Consider the following 19,586-nt stretch of genomic DNA (forward strand, 5'->3'; position numbering starts at 1 on the left):
GAACGGCCGGTGCCAGTCACCGGCCGCCATCACCGCCCGGACAACCGATCTTTGCTTTACGTGAATGCGTTCAGGAGCAAAGGGGGGAAACCGGATGTCGACCGGGTTTGGGGCCCCGACCCCCGGCCTTTTCACCGAACAACCTCTCAATAATTTCCGGAAAATGACGACGGCGGTCCCCGCTGATCACGGCAATCTGTGCGCTTCCACACCAATCCGTTAACTTTTGTGACCCCGTTTTGCCCGGTTTCTGCGGACAAATAGTTAACGCCTTCCTATATTGGCATGGTGATTGCGACGTTTCAGGCAAGACGGCACTTGGCGTGCCATTCTGAAACAACGAGGCGTAAAGAAGTGCGGGTCAACCCGGTTAGTGCAACAGGCCGTGCCATTGTGAGGCACAGGCGTCCCTCTTCGGGAGAAGCGCGTTCAGAGCGCCAGGCGGACTTTGCTGCCCAGTTGCCACCGCCTCCGGAACAGACATTCGAGCGAGAGCAGGAAACCCTGTTCACGCACTATCATCCCAATTCGGCATTTCTCGCCCATTTGATTGCGACAAGCGACGTTGATCTGCAGATACGCGGCCGGAGAAAAACCGTTCCTGAAATCTGTTCGGATGCCTACCGCGCAACAGCTTCGCTGCCGAGAAAGCGCTCTGCCGGACACCTGATCAAGACGGATCGCTAGGCCACGCTCTTCAGAGTTTTGCATTTTTCCAGATGTACCACTGGAATTCCTGGCCCGGAGCATTGCTTCGGGCTTTTTTTTCACGCCGTCGCACACTCTCGTGAACCTGCACCAAATGTGACCTCTGCCACAGTTTTTCGGCGAAAGAGTTCCTATATCTAGCAAAGATCCGGAAAACACCGGACCTCCGACAAGACAGGCCACGGACTGGCCCACCACGGAGTACCGAGATGCAAGTGACACCCGTACCTGCCGTTCATGCCTTGCGCATCCGGCAAAAGCCGCTGGAAATCCCGGCAACCGAGACAGACAAGAATACACAATCCACACGCTCGTTCGCCGACATGACGATGACCCCGGCACATGTCGCCTCTGCAGCCCTGCGTGACACCTATCACGGGGCGCATGCAGAATATGCGACCCAGTTGCTGGTCAGTGGCGAAGAATACCCGGAAACTCAGCTGGAACGTCATCTCCACATGGAGCAATACGTGCCCGCAACAGCTCACGAAGACGACGAACGGAGCTACACACTGTCATTGTCGGCCTGACAGACAATCAGTCGTCGATCCTCAGGAAACCGGCCAGGCCGGTTTTCTGGTGTTCGATCACATGGCAATGAAATGCCCAGTCCCCGGGGTTGTCCGCCACAAGAGCCACATCCATCGTTTCTTCCGACATGAGCAGGGCCGTGTCGGTCACCAGCGGTGGCAATTTGCGCTTGTTTGAGCGGAGCAACTGGAATGAAACGCCGTGAAGATGGATCGGGTGGTCATTCGGCGACTCGTTCCGCAGCCTCAACACATAGGATTTTCCGAGCTTGAGCCGTGCGAGGGGGTCGAGAGGCCCGGGCACGTCTCCGGGCCACGCTGTCCGGTTGATCGACCAGAATGTATAACCGAGCGTCCCGCAGATGCTTGCTTGAGGCGCATCGCCTTCGGGCGACCAGCCAAAGACGAATTCTATCACTTCCGCGTTCGAAAGATCCGCTTTCGGAACCGGATTCGGAGCCAGGGGCGTCAATTCGCTGAGATCCCGCCTGGCGCTGGCGCCACGCGGGGCGAACCGCGCCAGAACATTCTGGTCGAATTTCCTTTTCAAAATGAGACTGACGTCGTCTTCCTCGCGATCCGGAACACGCAGGGCGATATCCGCCCGCTGACCCGGTGACAGGACAACGTCCCGGGCCGGCAACGGCATTGGCAACGGATTTGAATCAATGGCGATGACCCGGGCATCCGCACCGGCAATTTCATAGGCACCGACCCTGGTCACATCGGTCACGGCAAGACGAAGCCGTACCAGGCTTCCCGCCTGAAGTTCAAAGACCGGATCCACGTGCCAGTTGACGGTTGAAACAGTTCCCAATGTGCCGCCCCTGGCGGCGTTGCGTGCCTTGAACAACTTGATGAACTGGCCGTCACCACCAAGCCTGAAATCGCGAATGTTGAGTGGCAGATCGTGATCGAAGCCCGGATCTTCCGCCTCTTCGACGATCATCACCCCGGTCATGCCCCGCGCCATCTGTTCCAGCGTGTTGCAGTGAGGGTGATACCAGAATGTCCCCGCATCGGGCGGCGTGAATTCGTAGCGGAACGACTGACCTGCTTCGATCGGATATTGTGTGAGATAGGGAACGCCATCCATGGCGTTGGCGATCCTGAGACCGTGCCAATGGACGACGGATGCTTCATCCAGATGGTTGGTCACGCCGATGGATGTTCTTTCCCCCTGCTTGAACCGGAGCACCGGCGGAGGGCCGTCCGGTGAAAAGCTCATCATGTCTTTTGTCAGGGTGCCTGGCACAATGCCATGATCGAGATGTGACATTATCAGTGCATGGTCGGAAGCCTGTGCCTGACCAGCCGCAAAACCTCCGGCTGCAAATGCTGACATTACTCCCGCGGTGCCAAACAGGACTTCCCGCCGCGATAGACCGGGCATTTTCGTTCCTCATGAATTTCGGGCGCGTCCGGCGGCAACAGAACACCAGGTGATTGCATTACACAAGGTTGTTTGTGTCGCAGGGCTATGGCGGTCAATCAGTACCCGCCCGCGTTCCCGTCCTTGCGCGGATCAGACCCGGCGGTGAGGAGGCCACGGGCACGATCGATCATGATTGCCTGGCTGCCTCCGATCGGGTCGTTCGCGGCAACGACGGTATGCCCGAGCGCCTTCAGGCCCTCGATCGTCGACGGAGGGATCAGTCTTTCCGCCTGAAGATCATGGTTCGCCATGTCGAAGAACATGCGCGGGAAATCAATTGCCGCCTGAACGTCCATGCCGTAGTCGATGATGTTGGTCAGCAGGTGTGCGTGACCGGCTGCCTGGTATTGCCCTCCCATGACCCCGAATGACAGCCACGGCGATCCATCCTTGAGCACCATGGCCGGTATGATCGTGTGCAGCGGACGCTTTCCGCCATCGATGGAATTGGCATGTCCCGGCGCCGCCTTGAAGGATTTGCCGCGACAATGAAGCAGAACGCCGCTTTCAGGCGCGACGATACCGCATCCGAAATCGCTGAACAGCGAATTGATAAGCGATACGGAAAGGCCATCCTTGTCGACCACGGTGAGATAGACCGTGTCGGTCTGCGGGCTCAATGCGGCCTCGGGAACGGACGTCATGCGCGCATCAATGGAAACCTGCGCGGAAAGTTGATCAATATAGTCCGATCCGATCAACCGTGTGTGACACACGTCCATATGACCTGGATCCGTGACGAATTTTTCTCGCACCGCGTAAGCGATCCGGGCCGCCTCCATCTCCAGATGGAATCGTTCCGGACCAAGCGGGTCAAGGCTTTCAAGGTCGAATTTTTCCAGGATACCCAACATGACCAATGCGATGACACCCTGGCCGTTCGGTGGCAACTCGGCGACCGTGTGGCCCCTGTAATCGCGCATGACCGGCGACACCGCCGTGGTATGGCAGGCGGCAAGATCGTCTTCGGTAAGCAGACCGCCGCGAGCCTGAACCGCGGAAACGATATCCCGCGCGACTGCACCGGTATAAAAGGCATCTGCACCGCCTTCTGAAATCTTGTCCAGCGTTTCACCCAGATGTGGATACTTCAGGATCGTGCCGGCTGAGGGGGCTTCGCCCCTGATCAGATAGCGTGCAGCGGAAATTTCGTCTGAGCGCAGCTTTTCAACATCTCCCGCCCAGTCCCGGGCAACACGGGGGGCAACCGGAAACCCTTCCCGTGCGTATTCAATGGCCCGCTTGAAGAGCTCCTTGAACGAACGTGTTCCATGGGCCTTGAGCAAGGTCTCCCATGCACGGACGGCGCCAGGCACGGTAACGGAATGTGGTGACGTATCCGTTATTTCCGTTACTCCAAGCGCGGCAAGCCGATCCGGACTCGCGGCTTTCGGCGCAGCGCCCGAACCGTTGAATCCGGTCAGTCGCCCGTCTGATTCCGTCACGATTGCAAAACAATCACCACCGATGCCGGTCATGTGCGGTTCGACGACACATTGGACCGCGACCGCCGCAATTGCGGCGTCGACCGCATTGCCACCATCCTGCAAAATCTCAAGCGCCGCGCTGGTCGCAAGGGGATGGGACGTAGCAGCTGCTGCATTGCGCGCGAAGACCGGAGACCGGCCCGGTGCCTGAAAATCACGCTTCACTGAATTCCTCCCACCCGAATTTCTCTTCATTTGTTCCGTTTCGCCGCAGAAGTTTCTCGGCAAAGCCATCTATTCGTCAGCACGCTGTTCTGGTAGCAAACCCTGATTGCGGCCAGCACCTTAAGGAGTGGCAGTCAAATTCGCAAACCCTCACCGGTTGCGCGGCAATACGAACCATGCGGCTCGATGTCCGGGTCATGCGGTGGCAAACTCCCTGCTGGCACGTGTGTGACCCGTACTCGATATGAACCTCCGGAAGGATGACAATCAATGGCAAATGGCATTTCACTTTCAACGGCAGAGACCATCACTTCCGCCGCATTTGCAAAGGCGGCCGAGCTCGGTTTGAAACCGTTGACCGTCGTTGTCCTGGATGCCGGCGGCCATACAATCATCCTGAAAAGACAGGATGGATCATCGAACCTGCGTCCCGAAATAGCGACCGGCAAGGCAAATGGCGCACTCGCTGTCGGAACGGGCACCAGATGGCTGAATGCCAACGCGGAAACACGACCGCATTTCGTCAATGCACTGAACGGTGTTGCTGGCGGCAACATCATCCCGGTTCCAGGTGGTGTCCTGGTGAGGAACGAAGCCGGTGACACGCTTGGCGCTGTCGGCATCACCGGCGACACATCCGAAAATGACGAAACTTGCGCGGTGGCAGGCATCGAAACCGTTGGCCTGATCCCGGATTGCGGCTGATCAGGCACGAACGGTCAGCAGGACTGCTTTAGTGATTTCCTGAATATCTGGAGCATGCCGGGGTCCACCTTCAAGGTATCATGAAGTTTCCAGCCCCGGCGTACGAGCAGGGATTGCGCCGATCCGGTCGTCGCGTGGATTTCGTCAAATCCGAGACGATCGGCTTCTCTTTCGGCTGCAGAAACAAGCATGCCGCCAATCCCGGACTGCCGCCGGGGTTGAGGAACGAGGAGTGCGGTCAGCCAGACGCCCGGATACCTGTCCGATCCGGGTGAGATATCCCGGAGTGACACGGTTCCGACCGGCCTTGACACATTGTCGACAGCAACGAGGCACCGGGGCAGGATGCGGCTGCTATCCAGGCATTGTTGCAGGTCGGATGCAGGATTGCCGGGACCGTCAGGACCGTACCAGTCCGGCCACTCGCTCTCAAACCACTGAACGATCTGACCGACAGCCTCCGGTACGGTTTCCAGCGCAACGATGCGAAGTCCGTCTACGGGCCTCGTCGCAAATGCACTCACGCCGGCATGATCAGGACTTGTCGGTCAGCTTGTTGATCTTCTTTTGCATCTCTTCAAGCTGCCTTTTCATTTGGTCCAGATCGCCGGAATCGGACTTCTCCTTTTTCGCCGTATCGGCCGCAGGTTCCGAACCCTCGGCAGTCCCGGCCTCGCCCGCCGGAAAGGGCATGAACATCTTCATTGCCCGTTCAAACATTTCCGTATTTCGCTTGACCTGGTCCTCGATGGCGTCGAATGCCGTTGCTCCGAATGCTTCGCTCATCTGCGAACGCAGTTTTTCCTGCTCTTTCGTCAATGACGTCATTGAATATTCCAGGAAGCTCGGAACAAGTCCCTGCATGCTGTCGCCATAAAACCGGATCAGCTGTCGCAAGAAGGTGACCGGTAGAAGGTTTTGCCCCTTGCCTTCCTGTTCGAAAATGATCTGGGTCAGCACCGAGCGGGTGATGTCATCTCCCGATTTGGCGTCAAAGACCACAAAATCCTCTTCTCCCTTCACCATCACCGCCAGATCCTCAAGCGTGACATAGGTGCTGGTGCCCGTGTTGTAGAGCCGCCTGTTGGCGTATTTCTTGATGATTGTAGGCTCGTTCGTCTTGGCCATCCGTCATATCCGCCTGTCAGCCTTCCGGCTAGTTTTCCGTTTGATGACAGGGCCTCCGCAGACCCGTCATCTCCTCCAATAGTGAGACTAAGCCAATCGTATCGGATCGTGCCACTCTTTTTATGTGCGCCGACGAAAGGATTATACCGCAAATGCGAAAAGAGGGTCCGGATAAGGGCTGATACGGTTGACACGATACCAACGGCAGTTTCTAGTCCTCTCATCGATAAGGATCAAAAGGTGCCCCGACGGCACCCACCTTCTGTGGCCACTTGGCCCCTAGTCCTGGAGAGTAGAATGAGCGCTTCCACAGATATCGTCATTGTCAGCGCGACCCGCACACCCGTAGGGTCCTTCAACGGTTCCTTCGCTAACGTTCCGGCGCATGATCTGGGCACCATTGTCATGAAAGCCGCGATGGAACAGGCCGGCGTGGACGGCGGTGACATAGACGAAGTCGTCTTTGGTCAGGTGCTGACCGCAGCGCAAGGCCAGAACCCCGCCCGGCAGGCCGCGATCAATGCCGGCATCGCCGACAGTTCGAGCGCCTGGACATTGAACCAGGTATGCGGCTCGGGCCTGCGTACGGTCGCTATCGCAGCGCAGCAGATTCAGACCGGTGACGCCAACATCATGATGGCCGGTGGCCAGGAAAGCATGTCGCTCTCTCCGCATGCCGCCTACATGCGCAGCGGTCACAAGATGGGCGACTTCAAGATGATCGACACCATGATCAAGGATGGCCTCTGGGACGCATTCAACGGCTATCACATGGGTCAGACGGCCGAGAACGTCGCCGAAAAGTGGCAGATCAGCCGTGATCAGCAGGACGAGTTCGCTGTCGCCTCCCAGAACAAGGCGGAAGCTGCCCAGAAGGCGGGCAGGTTCAAGGACGAAATCACACCGGTCACTGTCAAGGAACGCCGGTCGGAACGTGTTGTCGAGGACGACGAATACATCCGCCACGGCGCGACCCTCGAAAGCGTCGCCAAGCTGCGTCCTGCTTTCTCCAAGGAAGGCTCGGTGACGGCCGCAAACGCGTCGGGCATCAATGACGGCGCAGCCGCCATTCTCGTCATGAGCGCCGCCGAAGCGGAAAAGCGCGGTCTGACCCCGCTTGCCCGCATCGCGTCCTGGTCAACGGCAGGTGTTGATCCCGCGATCATGGGGTCCGGTCCGATCCCGGCGTCCCGCAAGGCGCTTGAGAAAGCCGGCTGGGCTGCCGCCGATCTCGATCTCGTCGAGGCAAACGAAGCCTTCGCCGCGCAAGCCTGTGCCGTGAACAAGGACATGGGCTGGAACCCAGATATCGTCAATGTCAATGGTGGGGCAATCGCGATCGGACACCCGATTGGTGCATCCGGTGCCCGCGTCCTGACCACCCTGCTCCATGAAATGAAGCGCCGCGATGCCAAGAAAGGCCTCGCCACGCTTTGCATCGGTGGCGGCATGGGCGTCGCCATGTGCCTGGAGCGCTGATCGTCGGACATTGACAAGGATCATGGCCGGATCGGTCCGGCCATGATTGAAAATCGCGAATTCTGGAACAACAGAATTTCGAAGAGCCCTGGGGCGCAGACCCACAGGGCCCCAACTGGAAGTCAGGAGGAAGGGGAATGAGCAAGGTCGCATTGGTCACTGGTGGAACGCGCGGCATCGGCGAAGCAATTTCGCGCGGTCTGAAAGACGCCGGCTACACCGTGGCAGCCACCTACGCCGGCAATACTGAAAAAGCGGAGGCCTTCAAGGCCGACACCGGCATTCATGTCTACAAATGGGATGTCTCCGACCCTGACGCCTGTGCAGCTGGAATAGCGCAGGTTGAAAGTGAACTTGGCCCTGTTGAAGTGCTGGTCAACAATGCCGGCATCACAAGGGACGGCATGTTCCACAAGATGAGCTTCGACCAGTGGCGCGCAGTCATGTCGACGAACCTCGATTCCATGTTCACCATGACCCATCCGGTCATCAATGGCATGCGTGGTCGCGGATCTGGTCGCGTCATCAACATCTCCTCCATCAACGGCCAGAAAGGTCAGATGGGCCAGACGAACTACTCGGCTGCCAAGGCGGGTGTGATTGGATTCACCAAGGCTCTGGCACAGGAAAATGCCTTCAAGGGCATAACCGTCAATTGCGTCTGTCCGGGCTATATCAACACGGACATGGTCGCCGCCATGCCGGAAAAGGTCCTGGAGTCCATCATTTCCGGTATCCCGGTTGGCCGTCTCGGCCATCCTGAGGAAATTGCACAGACCGTTGTCTACCTTGCCTCCGACGCGGCCGCGTTCATGACCGGTGCGGTGATGACAATCAACGGCGGTCAATACGTCGCGAACGGCTGACCAGGCCACGTGATATGTTCCAGGTTCAAGGGGCGCCCGCTGGGCGCCCCTTATTTCGTCAAAGGCACTTGCGGGCTCAACAGCACCCCGCACCGGATATGGCAAACAGGCGATCCTGTCCCACATCGTCAATATGCTGCTGGTTCTGTGCGCCGTGCAGGAATTTCGAAGTCGATTTTGAACCATTGAAGCGCGAATGACCGCAGTGCAGGCGATAATGCACCCCGTCGACCGGGACATGAGTTTCGACTCCCGGACGGGCAACGAGCCTCATGGCTTCACATAAGCAACACCGTGGTGCAGTGTTGGAAAAAGACCACGTGGAGGCCAGGTATGAGCAAAACAAAATTGACGCGCCGTGCTGCGCTTTCACTGTTAAGCGGCGTGTCTGGCGCAGCCCTTGTAAACGTGGTGGGCTCCAACGCGGCGTCCTCGCTCCAGGACCTGGGCAGTCAGATTGAGACCCTGCCCGAAGTCACGGTTTACACTGCAAAGCGTGTCATCAACATGGAAGGCAACGAACCTGATATTGATTCCGTCGCCGTTGTAGGAGACCGCGTCCTTGCCGCAGGACCACTTGCGAAGATCATTGAACGGCTCGGACAGCAGCCCTTCCGGGTCGACGAGACTTTTTCCGACAAAGTGATTATGGCTGGCCTGATAGACCAGCATGTCCATCCATTCCTTGCAGCATTGACACTGACCTCCGAGATCATCTCAATTGAGGACTGGAACCTGCCGACGGGTCTTTCCAAAGCCGCTGCCAATTCGGAAGAGTACCAATCGCGGCTTTCAGCTGCGGAAGCTGCCATGAACGATCCGGATGCCCTGCTTTTTTCATGGGGCTATCACCACTTCTTCCACGGAGAAGTGAGGCGAGCGCAGCTCGACGCGATCAGCCGTGCGCGCCCGATCATCATCCTTCACCGTTCGGCACATGAACTCATTCTCAACACCGCCGCACTGGACCTGCTTGGCATTACGGAAGAACTCGTCAACAGCTTCGAAGGCCTTGCTTCGGAGCAGTCGAATTTCGCCGAGGGACATTTTTACGAAGCAGGTGTGTTTGCCGTTCTTCCGAAAGTTGCGCCGGTACTTGCGACACCGCAGCGGCTGGGAACAGGACTGAAGTTGACCCGGGACTACATGCACCGTGCAGGTGTGACCGTGGCCGCTGAACCTGGTGGCGTCCTGTCTCGCCCACTGCAACAAGCGACAAATGCGGTGTTCTCCGGCGACGACAGTCCGCTTCGGACCTATTTTATTCCGGACGGCAAATCGCTTGCGGCCCTCCACCTCGAAGACGGAACGCTGATCGAGGAGACCGAAAAGCTGCTCGACTGGGGAGAAGGAAAGACCGCGTTTCTTCCAAAACAGGTCAAACTGTTTGCCGACGGGGCGATGTACAGCCTCGCGATGCAAGTGTCGCAGCCTTACCAGGAGGACGAATTCCACGGCGAGTGGATTATGCAGCCGGATGAATTCAACGCGACTTTCGACGCCTACTGGGAGGCGGGTTTCCAACTCCACGTCCATCAGACGGGCGATCTCGCAGTGGACATGATCCTGGATGCGGTCGAGCGCAACATGCGCCGGATGCCGCGACCCGATCACCGCACGACCTTTGTCCACTTTGGTTATGCCCGCGAAGATCAGGCCGCACGGATTGCCGAATTGGGCTGCATTGTAAGCGCAAATCCTTATTATGTGACGGCACTGTCCGATCGATATGGAGACATTGGACTGGGCCCGGAACGTGCCGACGACATTGTCCCCCTTGGCCCCATCAAAGCGCGTGGAATACCCATCTCGCTTCACTCCGATGTACCGATGGCGCCGGGAGAGCCCCTGTTTCTTGTCTGGGCAGCCGCGAACCGGACAACGGTTTCGGGCCGTGTTGCGGGACCTGAGCACCGACTTTCTGTTCAGGACGCTCTGCGCGCGGTAACAATCGACGCTGCCCAGTCCTTGCGACTGGAGACGGAACTCGGGTCGATTACACCGGGCAAATTTGCCAACTTCACGATCCTTGAGACGGATCCGTTCGAAGTGGAGGCAGACGCCATCAAGGACATCGGCATTTGGGGCACGGTGCTCGAAGGCGAGATTTTCCCCGTCGGCAGTGTAGAGGAAATCGACAAGGCTTTGCTGGCTCCTGCGAAAGATGTGATCCGGAGGGAAAGCAAGTTGCCGGAAGCTCCTGCTCACACTGCCCTGGTCGCACAAAAGGGAATGCTGGCAGGATGCTCTTGTTGTGCCTCACCCGCATCATTCGCTTGTACGCCCTCAGTTGCAGGCCGGACATCGACGGTAGGCTGTTGCGGCACGAACGCATTGGGCTGGGCCGTTGTCGCGGAGTGGGCGACGAGGGCCTGAATTGCCCGCTTGACGATGTGTGGTCAGCATCCGCTTCGGGGCTTGGAGCGGACCTTTGTTACGCTCGTCTTAGCCGTCCGCTTTGGGCCGCTTTAGAAATAACCAGAAAGTTATTCAAAAACGTGCATCGAATGACTTAGTTTGCCAGGTTCCGTTTCCTTCGTTCATAGTGGCGCACATGATTTTCTTCCCATCTGTTCGCACGTTTACAAGACCGTATACCTGACCGGCTACGACATACGTTCGTCCAAGTTGGCGTTGTCTCTTTTGTTTGTTCAGGGCCCCAGGTTTAGTTTCGGAGAAGTGTACAACGCTGTCTTCGAAGAGTTTTCCGCTGACGGTCTTGGTAGATCCGCTGCTTTGCGCGACTCGAAGCTTGTTGGGCACTCCAAGGCTGACCGAGCGGGCGAGTTCAGTAGAATACACCAGCGGGGTCTGAATTTGATCGTCCTTGATCGTCAAATATCCAGTAACGCCGCTTGCGCCTACGATACTCGGTCTTGGGTGATCGTGGCCTTCGGCATCACCGGAAGAGATAATCGTTGCGCTCGGATTGACCCGTGAAAGAAATTCCAATGACACATCGTCGCTGCCGTGGTGACACGCCTTTGAGACATCTGCCATGAAGACCTTTTCATTTCCGGCATAAGCTTTCAGCAGTGCATGCTGGCTTCGTTGGTTCAAATCACCAGTCAGGAGAATGCGAGCGGACAAATAGTCCAGTCTCAAGGTAATACTGTGGCCGTTTGTATTTTGGGAGTTTCCGCCAGCTAAGCGTTCCAAGCCGGGGCCGGATGAAGTGTTCTGTTCGATGGGACCTAGAACGTGGAAATCCAGATCAGTCTCGTTCAACTCTTCCAGCCCTCCGGCCTTGTTGCTCAATCGCTCGAATAACGTGTTTCCACCGTCGGACCGGTTGGTCGAGATAAGCTTGGAAATGAATTTTTCCCACATTCCCTGAAGACGCGGATTGGCTGACGACTTCACCTGCTGAACTGCAGCCGTTCTTGTCGTCAAAAGATCAGTAAAATAAGACTTAGAACCGACTTTTGTTGTACTGCCCAAGTACCGATTTTTTGAAGGTGTGCTCCACCATGACAGCCCGGCGTGATAAAACCTATCCACTTCCACATCCTGGCAATCAAGCTCGCCCTCTTGCTGAACGTCCAGAAGATCATCCAACCCGCCATAGTGGTCCATGTCGTTATGGGATGAGATCATCGCATCCAGCTTGATCGTGTCTTCGCCATAGTCGTCGTAGAATTTCCAATCCACGAAATCAGCAGCGCTTTTGCCGGTGTTCTGGGAACGCCTCGGATAGCCCCCATCAACGAGTACGTGCTTTCGCTCCGGGGTGACAATCAGTATGCCGTCGCCCTGCCCAACATCAATAAAATAAATCTCTAAAAGGGCCTTACCTTTCAAGGCATCGTTATCGACCCAAAATGTCCGATTGCGCCCTCTGGCGCGCACCTTGGTTCTGGACGTAGCGCTTTGCAGTACTTCAACTCGGTCCCCCCAGAGCAAATGTGCTGCGGTCTTGTTCCCGGTTTTCGTGGTATATCCCTTGGCCTCGCTCCACCCAATGAACTTCCAAGTAGCCATGTCAAAATCCTCTTTGCGTGAATGTCTGAGGATGTGCGCAACCTACGGTACGAGTCAAACTTCAAGCAAAAATACACATTAAGGAGGTGTGAGCACGTTAGATTGAAAGCTTAGGGGACAACTAACAATCAGTGTCCGGTCTGACAGGCCGCACCGCAGCGGAGTTACGGCGGAACCAAGGTCCGCTCAGGGCCGTCTGTGCCAGTAGTTGCTCCCGGTCGAAGGTCTTGAGTGGGCTCTAAGCGGTCGTTTCGGCCTTCCGGATAAATAGGTCCTGACCCTAGGCAAGTATCATTCTGACCCGGTCATCCAGATCCTGCCGCATTGCCTCGGCGGTCCAGCCCGCTCTTCCGCGAAACATGTATCCCTGCCTGATGTCGTAAAGCAGCCGCGCCCGTTCCAGCGACGGAAATGTCTGTGGCAGAACCTTCTTCTCCTTTTCAAGATCAAAGCGGGCCGCCAGACGCCTGTCTGTATCGTCGATCGCCTTTTCGACCCTCTCCTTGACGCCGTCCACCTCACCAATGCTTGCCGAAACGCTTGATGCCAGGAAACAGCCCTTGGCACCACTCTCATGTGCGGTCGCATAGACGATGACTTCTTCCAGAAAACCCCTGACCGCCAGTCGAATGTCGGGTTCGCCTTCGAAGACGACAATCGGCGCGCAACCGTCGACGTCCCCATAAAGATCTATGGTTTTCAGAAACAGTTCGCGCTTGTCGCCGAAGGCCGCATACATGCTGGGACCACTGATGCCCATTGCCTTCGTCAGGTCTTTCAGCGACGCACCGTCGTACCCCTTGGCCCAAAACACATTCATCGCCGCCATCAGAGCTTGCCGGCCATCAAATGTTCGTGGGCGCCCCATTTTTTTTGTATCGTTCAATATATATCTCTTGACTCTGCTGGCTTGCGATATTTATGTATCGATCATTATATATATCACGGAGCCATGAATGACAAACAACAAACCCCTTGTAGGCGAGACTTTCCCCAAAATTACCGTACCGCAACTGGGCGGTGGCAATCTGGAGCTTGGCAAGCCTGACACCGGTCACGACTGGCGGCTTGTAGTCGTCTACCGCGGTAAACATTGCCCGATATGCACCCGATACCTGAAGGAACTTGGCGAGATAGCGCCGGATCTGGCCAAGATCGGCATCGATGTCGTTGCCGTGTCCGCCGACCCCGAAGACCGCGCCAGAGAGCAGATTGCAGAGGCCGGCGTCAGCTTCCCTGTCGGGTTCAATCTCGACATTCCTCAGATGCGGAAACTCGGTCTTTATGTGTCCAATCCCCGATCCGTGCAGGAAACGGACCGTCCTTTTTCCGAACCCGGCCTCTTCGTCGTCAACGACGAGGGCAAGCTACAGGTAACCGATATTTCGAATGCACCCTTTGCCCGTCCGGCGCTTTCCTCAGTGCTGATGGGGCTGAATTTCATCAAGAATCCCGACAACAACTACCCGGTAAGAGGGACCCACAATGACCGAAGCTAAAGACCCCGCACATGAAGTCAGGGATGTAATCGAAACGCTGATTCAAAACGTCTCGAGAAACAATGACACCATTCTCGACGAGATTTATCACGACGACATGCAGGTGATCATGCTCGACCCGGACGACGGGATCAGCGTCTCAGACAAGAATGCCATGAAGGACATCATCCGCTCCGCTCTTGAGGCCAACAATGGCACGATTGGAACCTGGGCAAAATTCCATCACATCACGGTGGACGGCGACAGTGCCCATGTCCTCGTCTCAAGACAGAACGAACTGACCGGCCCCGATTTGCAGATCACCCTGGGGATAGACCTTAAACGGGAACGGGATCGCTGGCAGATCACGCGCGAGGTAATCGTGACAAGACCAAGGTCCGAGGCAGCCTGAGAGACATCGGACGACAGGCAGGCGATAGCGGCCTTGCCAGACCGGCACACAAATTCGAAAGATCGCAATATGAATCTCAAGATGTCTATTGGGGGGATCGCGCTTGCAACTGCACTGGCGGCCAGCGTCGTCCCCACAGACGCAAAAGACAACTCTCCCTCCATCGAACTTCATGAGTTGAATGATAAATTCAACGAAGCTGTTTCCAATCACGACGCGGAGGGAATCCTGAAACTTTACGCGGACGATACCATCTGGATCGAACAGGGAAAGCCAGCGACGAGCGGATTGCAAAAACCCAGGGAACTCTTTGAATTCGTGACCGCCAACAAGGGTGAGGTGACCCATTCGGTCGACACGTTGTTCATCTCGAACGACGGAACGCTGGCGGTCATGATCGGATCGGTGGTCGCAAAAATGGAAACCGTGGGAATGGATGCGACCGGAACATATCTCTACGTTCTGAAACCGACAGACGACGGATGGAAAGTGGTCACCGACATGTGGCACCAGCACGCGAAATAGGCGTTCCTCGGGACATGCCGAAATCTCGCAAGCGCCGGTGTCATTGGTTCGCCGGCGCTTCCTGTTGTTGGGATTTCGACTTCAGGAAATCCAGAAACGAGCGTGTGGTCGACACCGGTTCCTGCTCGGCAAGAGGCGTTACCCGGGTTACTGTCATGTCGAAAACGGCAATCATCTCAATCTGGCCGTCCAGCAGAGTGATCTCCTGCTTTGTCGGCCGGATGCTCAGCGTTCCCGTCAGTCGAACCGGCTCGTAAACCGAATCTGCCTGCCATTCCGTCGCCAGTGTGTATCGGATCATCTGGTTCGGGTCCGGTGCCGGCATATGACTGCACATACCGCGCTCAGGCACCAGGTATCCGCTTGTCGACATCTCGCTGTCCGCATCGAGAACAGGTATGACATACCCCGGGATCGCGATTTCCTTGCCGTCGAGGTTGGAGTTTCCGGCCATTGCGGCTTTCGCACGTTTTCTACCGATCGTTTTTCTTTGCGACAACAGCCAGTCGACGTCGATACCCGAAACCGCCAGTTTCGCCTCTAGACGCTTGAGTCGGTCTTCGATCTGAATCCGGTCTTCCGTGGCCAAATCCGGTTTGGCGAGATTTTCGCGCAATCGGATTACGGTGCCGAGCGACCGAAGCTCCGAAACGCTCAAGCTTGTGAAGGGATCCTCGAATTCCGCCACTTTCCGGTCGATCAGGTCCTGCCAGTCCACTTGCGTGGCAGCCCAGACCGGCTGAAGCATTCCAATCAAAAATACCAGGCACAAACACAGGCGCATTTCGAAAAATCCGTTGGGCACTTGAAGTCGGATATCAGCGACATACCAGATTAACGCACCAGAGGCACTTCACATTGGCGCGTGGCAGGGACTTTGAAATGGCGGAAAATTGCAGACCGAAAAGCAGTTGCACCTTGACCCGCCTACCTCCTTGACCCTATTTCCCGGGAACACCTCTTGAGGAGCCGAAGCCCGCATGGAATTTGAACACGCCCCGAACGATCCCACCCGCAAGGAATTATCGCCGCTTTTGAAACTGGCGCTCGAGCTGGGCCCACTCGGCGTGTTTTTCCTGTTCAACGCCAGGGGTGAACAGATCGCGGAAGCCTTTCCGGTACTGCAATCCATCGGGCAGCCGATTTTTCTGGCAACGGCAGCCTTCATGGTCGCCATCACGATATCGCTCACCGTCTCCTTGTGGCTGACCAGGCGCCTGCCGATCATGCCGCTGGTGTCAGGCGTGGTTGTGCTCGTATTCGGCGCACTGACGCTGTGGCTGCACGACGAACTCTTCATCAAGCTGAAGCCGACGATCGTGAACTGCCTGTTCGGCTCGATCCTGCTTGGCGGATTGTTGTTCGGCAAATCTCTGCTTGGTTACGTCTTTGACAGCGCCTTCAAGCTGACAGATGAAGGCTGGCGCAAGCTGACACTCCGATGGGGCCTGTTCTTCTTCGTTCTGGCCGTGATCAACGAAATCGTCTGGCGCAGTTTCTCGACAGACTTCTGGGTCAACTTCAAGGTGTTCGGCGTCATGCCCATCACGCTGCTGTTCACGCTGACCCAGCTGCCCCTGATTCAGAAATATGCTGTTACGGACGAGTCCAAGGATGCCTGAGGCAGCCCCAGACCTCCCTTAGTGCCCCTGGTGGCCGAAGGAAACGTCCCGCCGTGCTCCGGTGATGGAAATCGAAAACCCGGCAATCACGTCGATCAGGGAAATCACCATCAGGATGAAGAACAGGGACGTTGCTGCCTGTTGCAGGACCAGGAACTCCACCAGGTAGGCGACGAAGACCACAACCGAAAACATGTGGTCCAGCAGGGCGGTCGTTCCGATTCTCGTCGCCTTCAGGATTTCGATGAAGAGAAAGAACAGGCCGAGAGTGATCAGAAGATCACTTGCAAGCAATTCGAAAGTCGTGCCGGAGACCATTGCAATGGATATGACCGGCTGCGCCCAGAAGAGCGGATTGTCGGCACCAGCGGTAAAAGCAAAACCATTGTAGATCAGCAGAGAAAAAAGCGTGAAAGGAATTGCAGAAAAAAGGCGCATGGAGCGGCTCTCCTTGGACGGGGCCCTGTGCGGGCGAATTGCCGGACCTGACACCATCAGCTGAGCGATTTCAAGGCAAAAGAAAAAGGCCGGCCTGTCGAAACAGGGCCAGCCTCAATCCTGGTTTGCCATGTGGCGATCCACCCCGGGTACGAGCTTACGCGTCGTCCTTCGGGGAAAGGATCTGACGGCCCCGGTACATGCCGGTCTTCAGGTCGACGTGATGAGGGCGACGCAGTTCACCCGAATCCTTGTCCTCGACGTAAGTCGGCTGCTTCAGGGCGTCCGTGGAACGGCGAAACCCGCGCTTCATGCGCGAAGTTTTTCTCTTAGGAACGGCCATTTTGTTTTTTCTCCGTGGTCCATAACCGCGCGGCCCGGACCGGGTAAGCCCGGGGCGTGGCGTCACGCAACGTGTTGGAATGCGCGGCGTTATACAGGCAACGCAAGTGTTTTGCCACCCCAAAGGCGAATTTTTCTTGAGCAGATTGGAACATGACGGAATCACCTTCAATAGCGTGAACGTCAATTCCCCGGAACGCAGCCGAAAATCGGTCCGGCAGACCGCACTCTGGCCAGGTTTGTCGCTGCAAGGCGCCGGTGCCCGGCCGAAGGCCTGGCCGGGTTTCGTCCAAGCGGATTCGGCAAGGCTGTCGCCAGCCTGGCTGCCTCGACGCGCGACAGGTCTTTCGCCGATTTGCCGAACCAGGCCTGTGCGGCGGCCTCTGCACCGAAGATGCCCTCTCCCCATTCGGCGATGTTCAGGTAAATCTCCAGGACCCGCTCCTTGGACAGGATTGCGTCCAGCATCAGGGCGAGTGGCAGTTCCAGTGCCTTTCGGATATAGGAGCGTTCGCCCCAGAGAAAGAGATTCTTCGCGGTTTGCATGGTGATCGTGCTAGCGCCACGCGGCCGCTCGCCCTCGCTGAGTGCTTCGACCTGGTCCTGCAATGCATCCCATTCGACACCGTCATTGCTGCAAAATCCGCTGTCTTCGGATGTAATCACCGATCTGGCCAGGTGTGGTGAAATCTCCTCCAGCGGCACCCACTGACGGTCCACCCAGAGAAACTGGACATACCGTGCAAGCATCAGCGTGCTGATGGGCGGCACGACGGAATAGACGATTGTGAGAACAGGCGGCAGCAGGATCAGGACCAGAAGCAGCTGCAGCACACGCCGGCGCAGCGTCCGCCACAACGAACGTTTTCCGCGGGTTCTTCCACCCTTGGCCGTTTCCCGTCCGGCAGCGGTCTTACTTCTGCCCATTCAACTTCCGTTCGTTGTCGACAATGAAGTCCCGGATGATCGGCACCGCGTCCCGTTCTTTCGACAGCAGCAACTGGAAAACCATGTTCGAGCCATGCAGGAAACCCAGTTCAACGGCGCACAGGTAAAACTCCCACATCCGGCAGAAGGCCTCGTCATAGAGCTCGGCGGCAGCCTGCCGCTGCCCTTCGAACCGGAGACGCCAGTCGCGGATCGTATAGTAGTAGTGCAACCGCAGGATTTCCGTGTCGCAGACCCATAGTCCAAGACGCTCGGTCGAGGCAAAGACTTCCGATAACGCCGGCACATACCCGCCCGGAAAGATGTATTTGCGGATAAACGGACCTGTCGTTCCCGGAGGTGTCATCCGCCCGATCGAATGGATGACCGCAAATCCCTGATCCGTCAGGCAGTCGCGCACCTTGCCGAAATAATCGTCGAGATGACCTATACCCACATGTTCCATCATGCCGACGGAGATGACCCTGTCGAAGCGTCCCTCGAATTCCCGGTAGTCCTTCAGGACGAACGAAACCCTGTCTTCCACCCCTGCCGCACGCACACGTTCCTCTGCGATCTTGACCTGTTCGGGCGACACGTTGAGCGAGGTCACGCGCGCACCGGCCTGGGCCATGCGAATCGCCAGAGATCCCCAGCCACCGCCGATCTCGAGGACTTCCATGTCTTCTTCAAGATCGAGCTTTGCAACAAGATGCGTCAGTTTGGCGTCCTGCGCGGCTTCCAGGCTCTCGTCCGGATCCGTGTAGTAGGCGCAGCTGTAGTTCAGCCCGTCGTCAAGAAACAGGCGATAAAGCTCGGTGGAAAGATCGTAGTGATGCCGTGCCTGCTTCTTCGCGCGTTCCACGCTGTTCTTCTGATGATGGCGCCGAAGTGCCTTCCAGCCCTTGCGCAGAAGTCCCTGCACGGGGTGCGCACCCAGAGGAGCCCGGTTGATGGAAAACAGGAACATGAAATCAAAGCATGTCGACCCTTCCTCCATCGTCAGGGTGCCGTCCATGTAGGCTTCGCCTGCTGCGAGCTCGGGATTGAGAAAGAGGGACCTGTAGAGCTTTTTGTCGTGAAGCCGTATCGTGACCGTCGGACCATCCTCGCCGGATCCGAATTCGTGAACTCCTCCGTCGACATCGATGACGCGCATGCGGCCGCGCTTGATAAAGGAACGAAGAAGGCTCGACAGCAATTTCATGGGCAGGTCTCCGGGGCGGCGGCACCAACGATGGCCGCGCTTTGCTGTTCAATACAGCCAGTTGGTCAGTTTTTCAAAATCCGGTCTTGACGATACAGCGAATTGGTTTCAGGGAAACCGGAACTTGCGGTACGCGGACAAAATAGGATCT

At 56.9% G+C, this 19,586-nt stretch carries 21 protein-coding genes; 10 read left to right on the top strand and 11 right to left on the bottom strand.

Going from position 1 to position 19,586, the window contains the following annotated elements; translation table 11 throughout:
- Nucleotides 1–393 precede the first annotated feature (393 nt).
- Nucleotides 394–687, top strand: coding sequence for a hypothetical protein (locus LA5095_RS11655; RefSeq protein ID WP_055115638.1), 294 nt, complete (start codon nucleotides 394–396; stop codon nucleotides 685–687).
- A gap of 230 nt (nucleotides 688–917) precedes the next feature.
- Nucleotides 918–1,238, top strand: a complete 321-nt coding sequence (locus LA5095_RS11660; protein WP_055115058.1) for a hypothetical protein — start codon at nucleotides 918–920, stop codon at nucleotides 1,236–1,238.
- Between the two features lie 7 nt (nucleotides 1,239–1,245).
- Here LA5095_RS11660 and LA5095_RS11665 read toward each other — a convergent pair whose 3' ends face one another.
- A complete protein-coding gene (locus LA5095_RS11665; RefSeq protein ID WP_055115059.1) occupies nucleotides 1,246–2,631 on the bottom strand; it encodes a multicopper oxidase family protein in 1,386 nt (461 codons plus the stop codon).
- A gap of 98 nt (nucleotides 2,632–2,729) precedes the next feature.
- Complete coding sequence (ggt, locus tag LA5095_RS11670) at nucleotides 2,730–4,325, bottom strand: gamma-glutamyltransferase (protein WP_055115639.1); 1,596 nt, start codon at nucleotides 4,323–4,325, stop codon at nucleotides 2,730–2,732.
- A 270-nt stretch (nucleotides 4,326–4,595) separates the two neighbouring features.
- Between ggt and LA5095_RS11675 the strand changes: the two genes are divergently transcribed.
- Nucleotides 4,596–5,030 (top strand): GlcG/HbpS family heme-binding protein, encoded by a 435-nt coding sequence (locus LA5095_RS11675; protein ID WP_029062756.1) that lies wholly within the window; start codon nucleotides 4,596–4,598, stop codon nucleotides 5,028–5,030.
- 14 nt (nucleotides 5,031–5,044) lie between these two features.
- Here the strand turns inward: LA5095_RS11675 and LA5095_RS11680 are convergent, their stop codons facing one another.
- Nucleotides 5,045–5,554, bottom strand: coding sequence for a GNAT family N-acetyltransferase (locus LA5095_RS11680; RefSeq protein ID WP_055115061.1), 510 nt, complete (start codon nucleotides 5,552–5,554; stop codon nucleotides 5,045–5,047).
- Between the two features lie 10 nt (nucleotides 5,555–5,564).
- Nucleotides 5,565–6,158 (bottom strand): polyhydroxyalkanoate synthesis repressor PhaR, encoded by a 594-nt coding sequence (gene phaR, locus LA5095_RS11685; RefSeq protein WP_055115063.1) that lies wholly within the window; start codon nucleotides 6,156–6,158, stop codon nucleotides 5,565–5,567.
- A gap of 297 nt (nucleotides 6,159–6,455) precedes the next feature.
- On the opposite strand from phaR, the gene LA5095_RS11690 reads away from it, so the two are divergent.
- The 3 genes from LA5095_RS11690 (at nucleotide 6,456) to LA5095_RS11705 (ending at nucleotide 10,879) form a co-directional block, all read left to right on the top strand.
- Complete coding sequence (locus LA5095_RS11690) at nucleotides 6,456–7,637, top strand: acetyl-CoA C-acetyltransferase (protein ID WP_055115065.1); 1,182 nt, start codon at nucleotides 6,456–6,458, stop codon at nucleotides 7,635–7,637.
- A 137-nt stretch (nucleotides 7,638–7,774) separates the two neighbouring features.
- Nucleotides 7,775–8,503 carry an acetoacetyl-CoA reductase gene (phbB, locus tag LA5095_RS11695; protein WP_029062752.1) on the top strand — a complete coding sequence of 243 codons (729 nt, stop codon included), beginning with the start codon at nucleotides 7,775–7,777 and terminating at the stop codon, nucleotides 8,501–8,503.
- A gap of 333 nt (nucleotides 8,504–8,836) precedes the next feature.
- A complete protein-coding gene (locus tag LA5095_RS11705) occupies nucleotides 8,837–10,879 on the top strand; it encodes an amidohydrolase (RefSeq protein WP_082442503.1) in 2,043 nt (680 codons plus the stop codon).
- Between the two features lie 114 nt (nucleotides 10,880–10,993).
- On the opposite strand, the gene LA5095_RS11710 is transcribed toward LA5095_RS11705, so the two are convergent.
- Together LA5095_RS11710 and LA5095_RS11715 are read right to left on the bottom strand one after the other, a co-directional pair.
- Nucleotides 10,994–12,484 (bottom strand): ComEC/Rec2 family competence protein, encoded by a 1,491-nt coding sequence (locus LA5095_RS11710; protein ID WP_055115069.1) that lies wholly within the window; start codon nucleotides 12,482–12,484, stop codon nucleotides 10,994–10,996.
- 280 nt (nucleotides 12,485–12,764) lie between these two features.
- Complete coding sequence (locus LA5095_RS11715; protein WP_144435960.1) at nucleotides 12,765–13,370, bottom strand: TetR/AcrR family transcriptional regulator; 606 nt, start codon at nucleotides 13,368–13,370, stop codon at nucleotides 12,765–12,767.
- A 70-nt stretch (nucleotides 13,371–13,440) separates the two neighbouring features.
- Here LA5095_RS11715 and LA5095_RS11720 point away from each other — a divergent pair, with 70 nt between their 5' ends.
- The 3 genes from LA5095_RS11720 to LA5095_RS11730 all read left to right on the top strand — a co-directional run bounded on the left by LA5095_RS11720 (nucleotide 13,441) and on the right by LA5095_RS11730 (nucleotide 14,899).
- Nucleotides 13,441–13,983 (top strand): redoxin domain-containing protein, encoded by a 543-nt coding sequence (locus LA5095_RS11720; RefSeq protein ID WP_055115073.1) that lies wholly within the window; start codon nucleotides 13,441–13,443, stop codon nucleotides 13,981–13,983.
- On the top strand, nucleotides 13,970–14,374 hold the full coding sequence (locus LA5095_RS11725) for a hypothetical protein (protein WP_055115075.1): 405 nt from the start codon (nucleotides 13,970–13,972) through the stop codon (nucleotides 14,372–14,374). Before LA5095_RS11720 ends, LA5095_RS11725 begins: the two co-directional genes overlap by 14 nt.
- Before the next feature lie 69 nt (nucleotides 14,375–14,443).
- Entirely contained in the window at nucleotides 14,444–14,899 is a 456-nt protein-coding gene (locus LA5095_RS11730) for a YybH family protein (RefSeq protein WP_055115077.1), read from the top strand.
- Between the two features lie 40 nt (nucleotides 14,900–14,939).
- Here LA5095_RS11730 and LA5095_RS11735 read toward each other — a convergent pair whose 3' ends face one another.
- Nucleotides 14,940–15,647: a DUF3299 domain-containing protein gene (locus LA5095_RS11735; protein WP_158510371.1), complete on the bottom strand. Its 708-nt coding sequence runs from the start codon at nucleotides 15,645–15,647 to the stop codon at nucleotides 14,940–14,942.
- A gap of 232 nt (nucleotides 15,648–15,879) precedes the next feature.
- Between LA5095_RS11735 and LA5095_RS11740 the strand changes: the two genes are divergently transcribed.
- Entirely contained in the window at nucleotides 15,880–16,521 is a 642-nt protein-coding gene (locus LA5095_RS11740; protein WP_029062833.1) for a septation protein A, read from the top strand.
- An 18-nt stretch (nucleotides 16,522–16,539) separates the two neighbouring features.
- Here LA5095_RS11740 and LA5095_RS11745 read toward each other — a convergent pair whose 3' ends face one another.
- From LA5095_RS11745 to LA5095_RS11760, 4 genes are all read right to left on the bottom strand, one after another.
- Nucleotides 16,540–16,959, bottom strand: a complete 420-nt coding sequence (locus tag LA5095_RS11745) for a hypothetical protein (protein ID WP_029062832.1) — start codon at nucleotides 16,957–16,959, stop codon at nucleotides 16,540–16,542.
- A gap of 157 nt (nucleotides 16,960–17,116) precedes the next feature.
- Nucleotides 17,117–17,302: a 50S ribosomal protein L32 gene (rpmF, locus tag LA5095_RS11750; RefSeq protein ID WP_055115081.1), complete on the bottom strand. Its 186-nt coding sequence runs from the start codon at nucleotides 17,300–17,302 to the stop codon at nucleotides 17,117–17,119.
- A 182-nt stretch (nucleotides 17,303–17,484) separates the two neighbouring features.
- Nucleotides 17,485–18,228: a monofunctional biosynthetic peptidoglycan transglycosylase gene (gene mtgA / locus LA5095_RS11755; protein ID WP_055115083.1), complete on the bottom strand. Its 744-nt coding sequence runs from the start codon at nucleotides 18,226–18,228 to the stop codon at nucleotides 17,485–17,487.
- On the bottom strand, nucleotides 18,215–19,435 hold the full coding sequence (locus LA5095_RS11760) for an SAM-dependent methyltransferase (RefSeq protein ID WP_055115085.1): 1,221 nt from the start codon (nucleotides 19,433–19,435) through the stop codon (nucleotides 18,215–18,217). Before LA5095_RS11760 ends, mtgA begins: the two co-directional genes overlap by 14 nt.
- Between the last annotated feature and the right edge of the window lie 151 nt (nucleotides 19,436–19,586).

The sequence above is a fragment of the Roseibium album genome (assembly GCF_001404515.1).
Classification (GTDB): Bacteria; Pseudomonadota; Alphaproteobacteria; order Rhizobiales; family Stappiaceae; genus Roseibium; species Roseibium album.

Excerpts from the sequence above, each read along its gene's own strand:
- LA5095_RS11660 (WP_055115058.1), top strand. The coding sequence starts at position 918 with ATGCAAGTGACACCCGTACCTGCCGTTCATGCCTTGCGCATCCGGCAA.
- LA5095_RS11665 (WP_055115059.1), bottom strand. The coding sequence starts at position 2,631 with ATGCCCGGTCTATCGCGGCGGGAAGTCCTGTTTGGCACCGCGGGAGTA.
- LA5095_RS11675 (WP_029062756.1), top strand. The coding sequence starts at position 4,596 with ATGGCAAATGGCATTTCACTTTCAACGGCAGAGACCATCACTTCCGCC.
- phaR (WP_055115063.1), bottom strand. The coding sequence starts at position 6,158 with ATGGCCAAGACGAACGAGCCTACAATCATCAAGAAATACGCCAACAGG.
- LA5095_RS11690 (WP_055115065.1), top strand. The coding sequence starts at position 6,456 with ATGAGCGCTTCCACAGATATCGTCATTGTCAGCGCGACCCGCACACCC.
- phbB (WP_029062752.1), top strand. The coding sequence starts at position 7,775 with ATGAGCAAGGTCGCATTGGTCACTGGTGGAACGCGCGGCATCGGCGAA.
- LA5095_RS11705 (WP_082442503.1), top strand. The coding sequence starts at position 8,837 with ATGAGCAAAACAAAATTGACGCGCCGTGCTGCGCTTTCACTGTTAAGC.
- LA5095_RS11710 (WP_055115069.1), bottom strand. The coding sequence starts at position 12,484 with ATGGCTACTTGGAAGTTCATTGGGTGGAGCGAGGCCAAGGGATATACC.
- LA5095_RS11720 (WP_055115073.1), top strand. The coding sequence starts at position 13,441 with ATGACAAACAACAAACCCCTTGTAGGCGAGACTTTCCCCAAAATTACC.
- LA5095_RS11725 (WP_055115075.1), top strand. The coding sequence starts at position 13,970 with ATGACCGAAGCTAAAGACCCCGCACATGAAGTCAGGGATGTAATCGAA.
- LA5095_RS11730 (WP_055115077.1), top strand. The coding sequence starts at position 14,444 with ATGAATCTCAAGATGTCTATTGGGGGGATCGCGCTTGCAACTGCACTG.
- LA5095_RS11735 (WP_158510371.1), bottom strand. The coding sequence starts at position 15,647 with ATGCTTCAGCCGGTCTGGGCTGCCACGCAAGTGGACTGGCAGGACCTG.
- LA5095_RS11740 (WP_029062833.1), top strand. The coding sequence starts at position 15,880 with ATGGAATTTGAACACGCCCCGAACGATCCCACCCGCAAGGAATTATCG.
- LA5095_RS11745 (WP_029062832.1), bottom strand. The coding sequence starts at position 16,959 with ATGCGCCTTTTTTCTGCAATTCCTTTCACGCTTTTTTCTCTGCTGATC.
- rpmF (WP_055115081.1), bottom strand. The coding sequence starts at position 17,302 with ATGGCCGTTCCTAAGAGAAAAACTTCGCGCATGAAGCGCGGGTTTCGC.
- mtgA (WP_055115083.1), bottom strand. The coding sequence starts at position 18,228 with ATGGGCAGAAGTAAGACCGCTGCCGGACGGGAAACGGCCAAGGGTGGA.
- LA5095_RS11760 (WP_055115085.1), bottom strand. The coding sequence starts at position 19,435 with ATGAAATTGCTGTCGAGCCTTCTTCGTTCCTTTATCAAGCGCGGCCGC.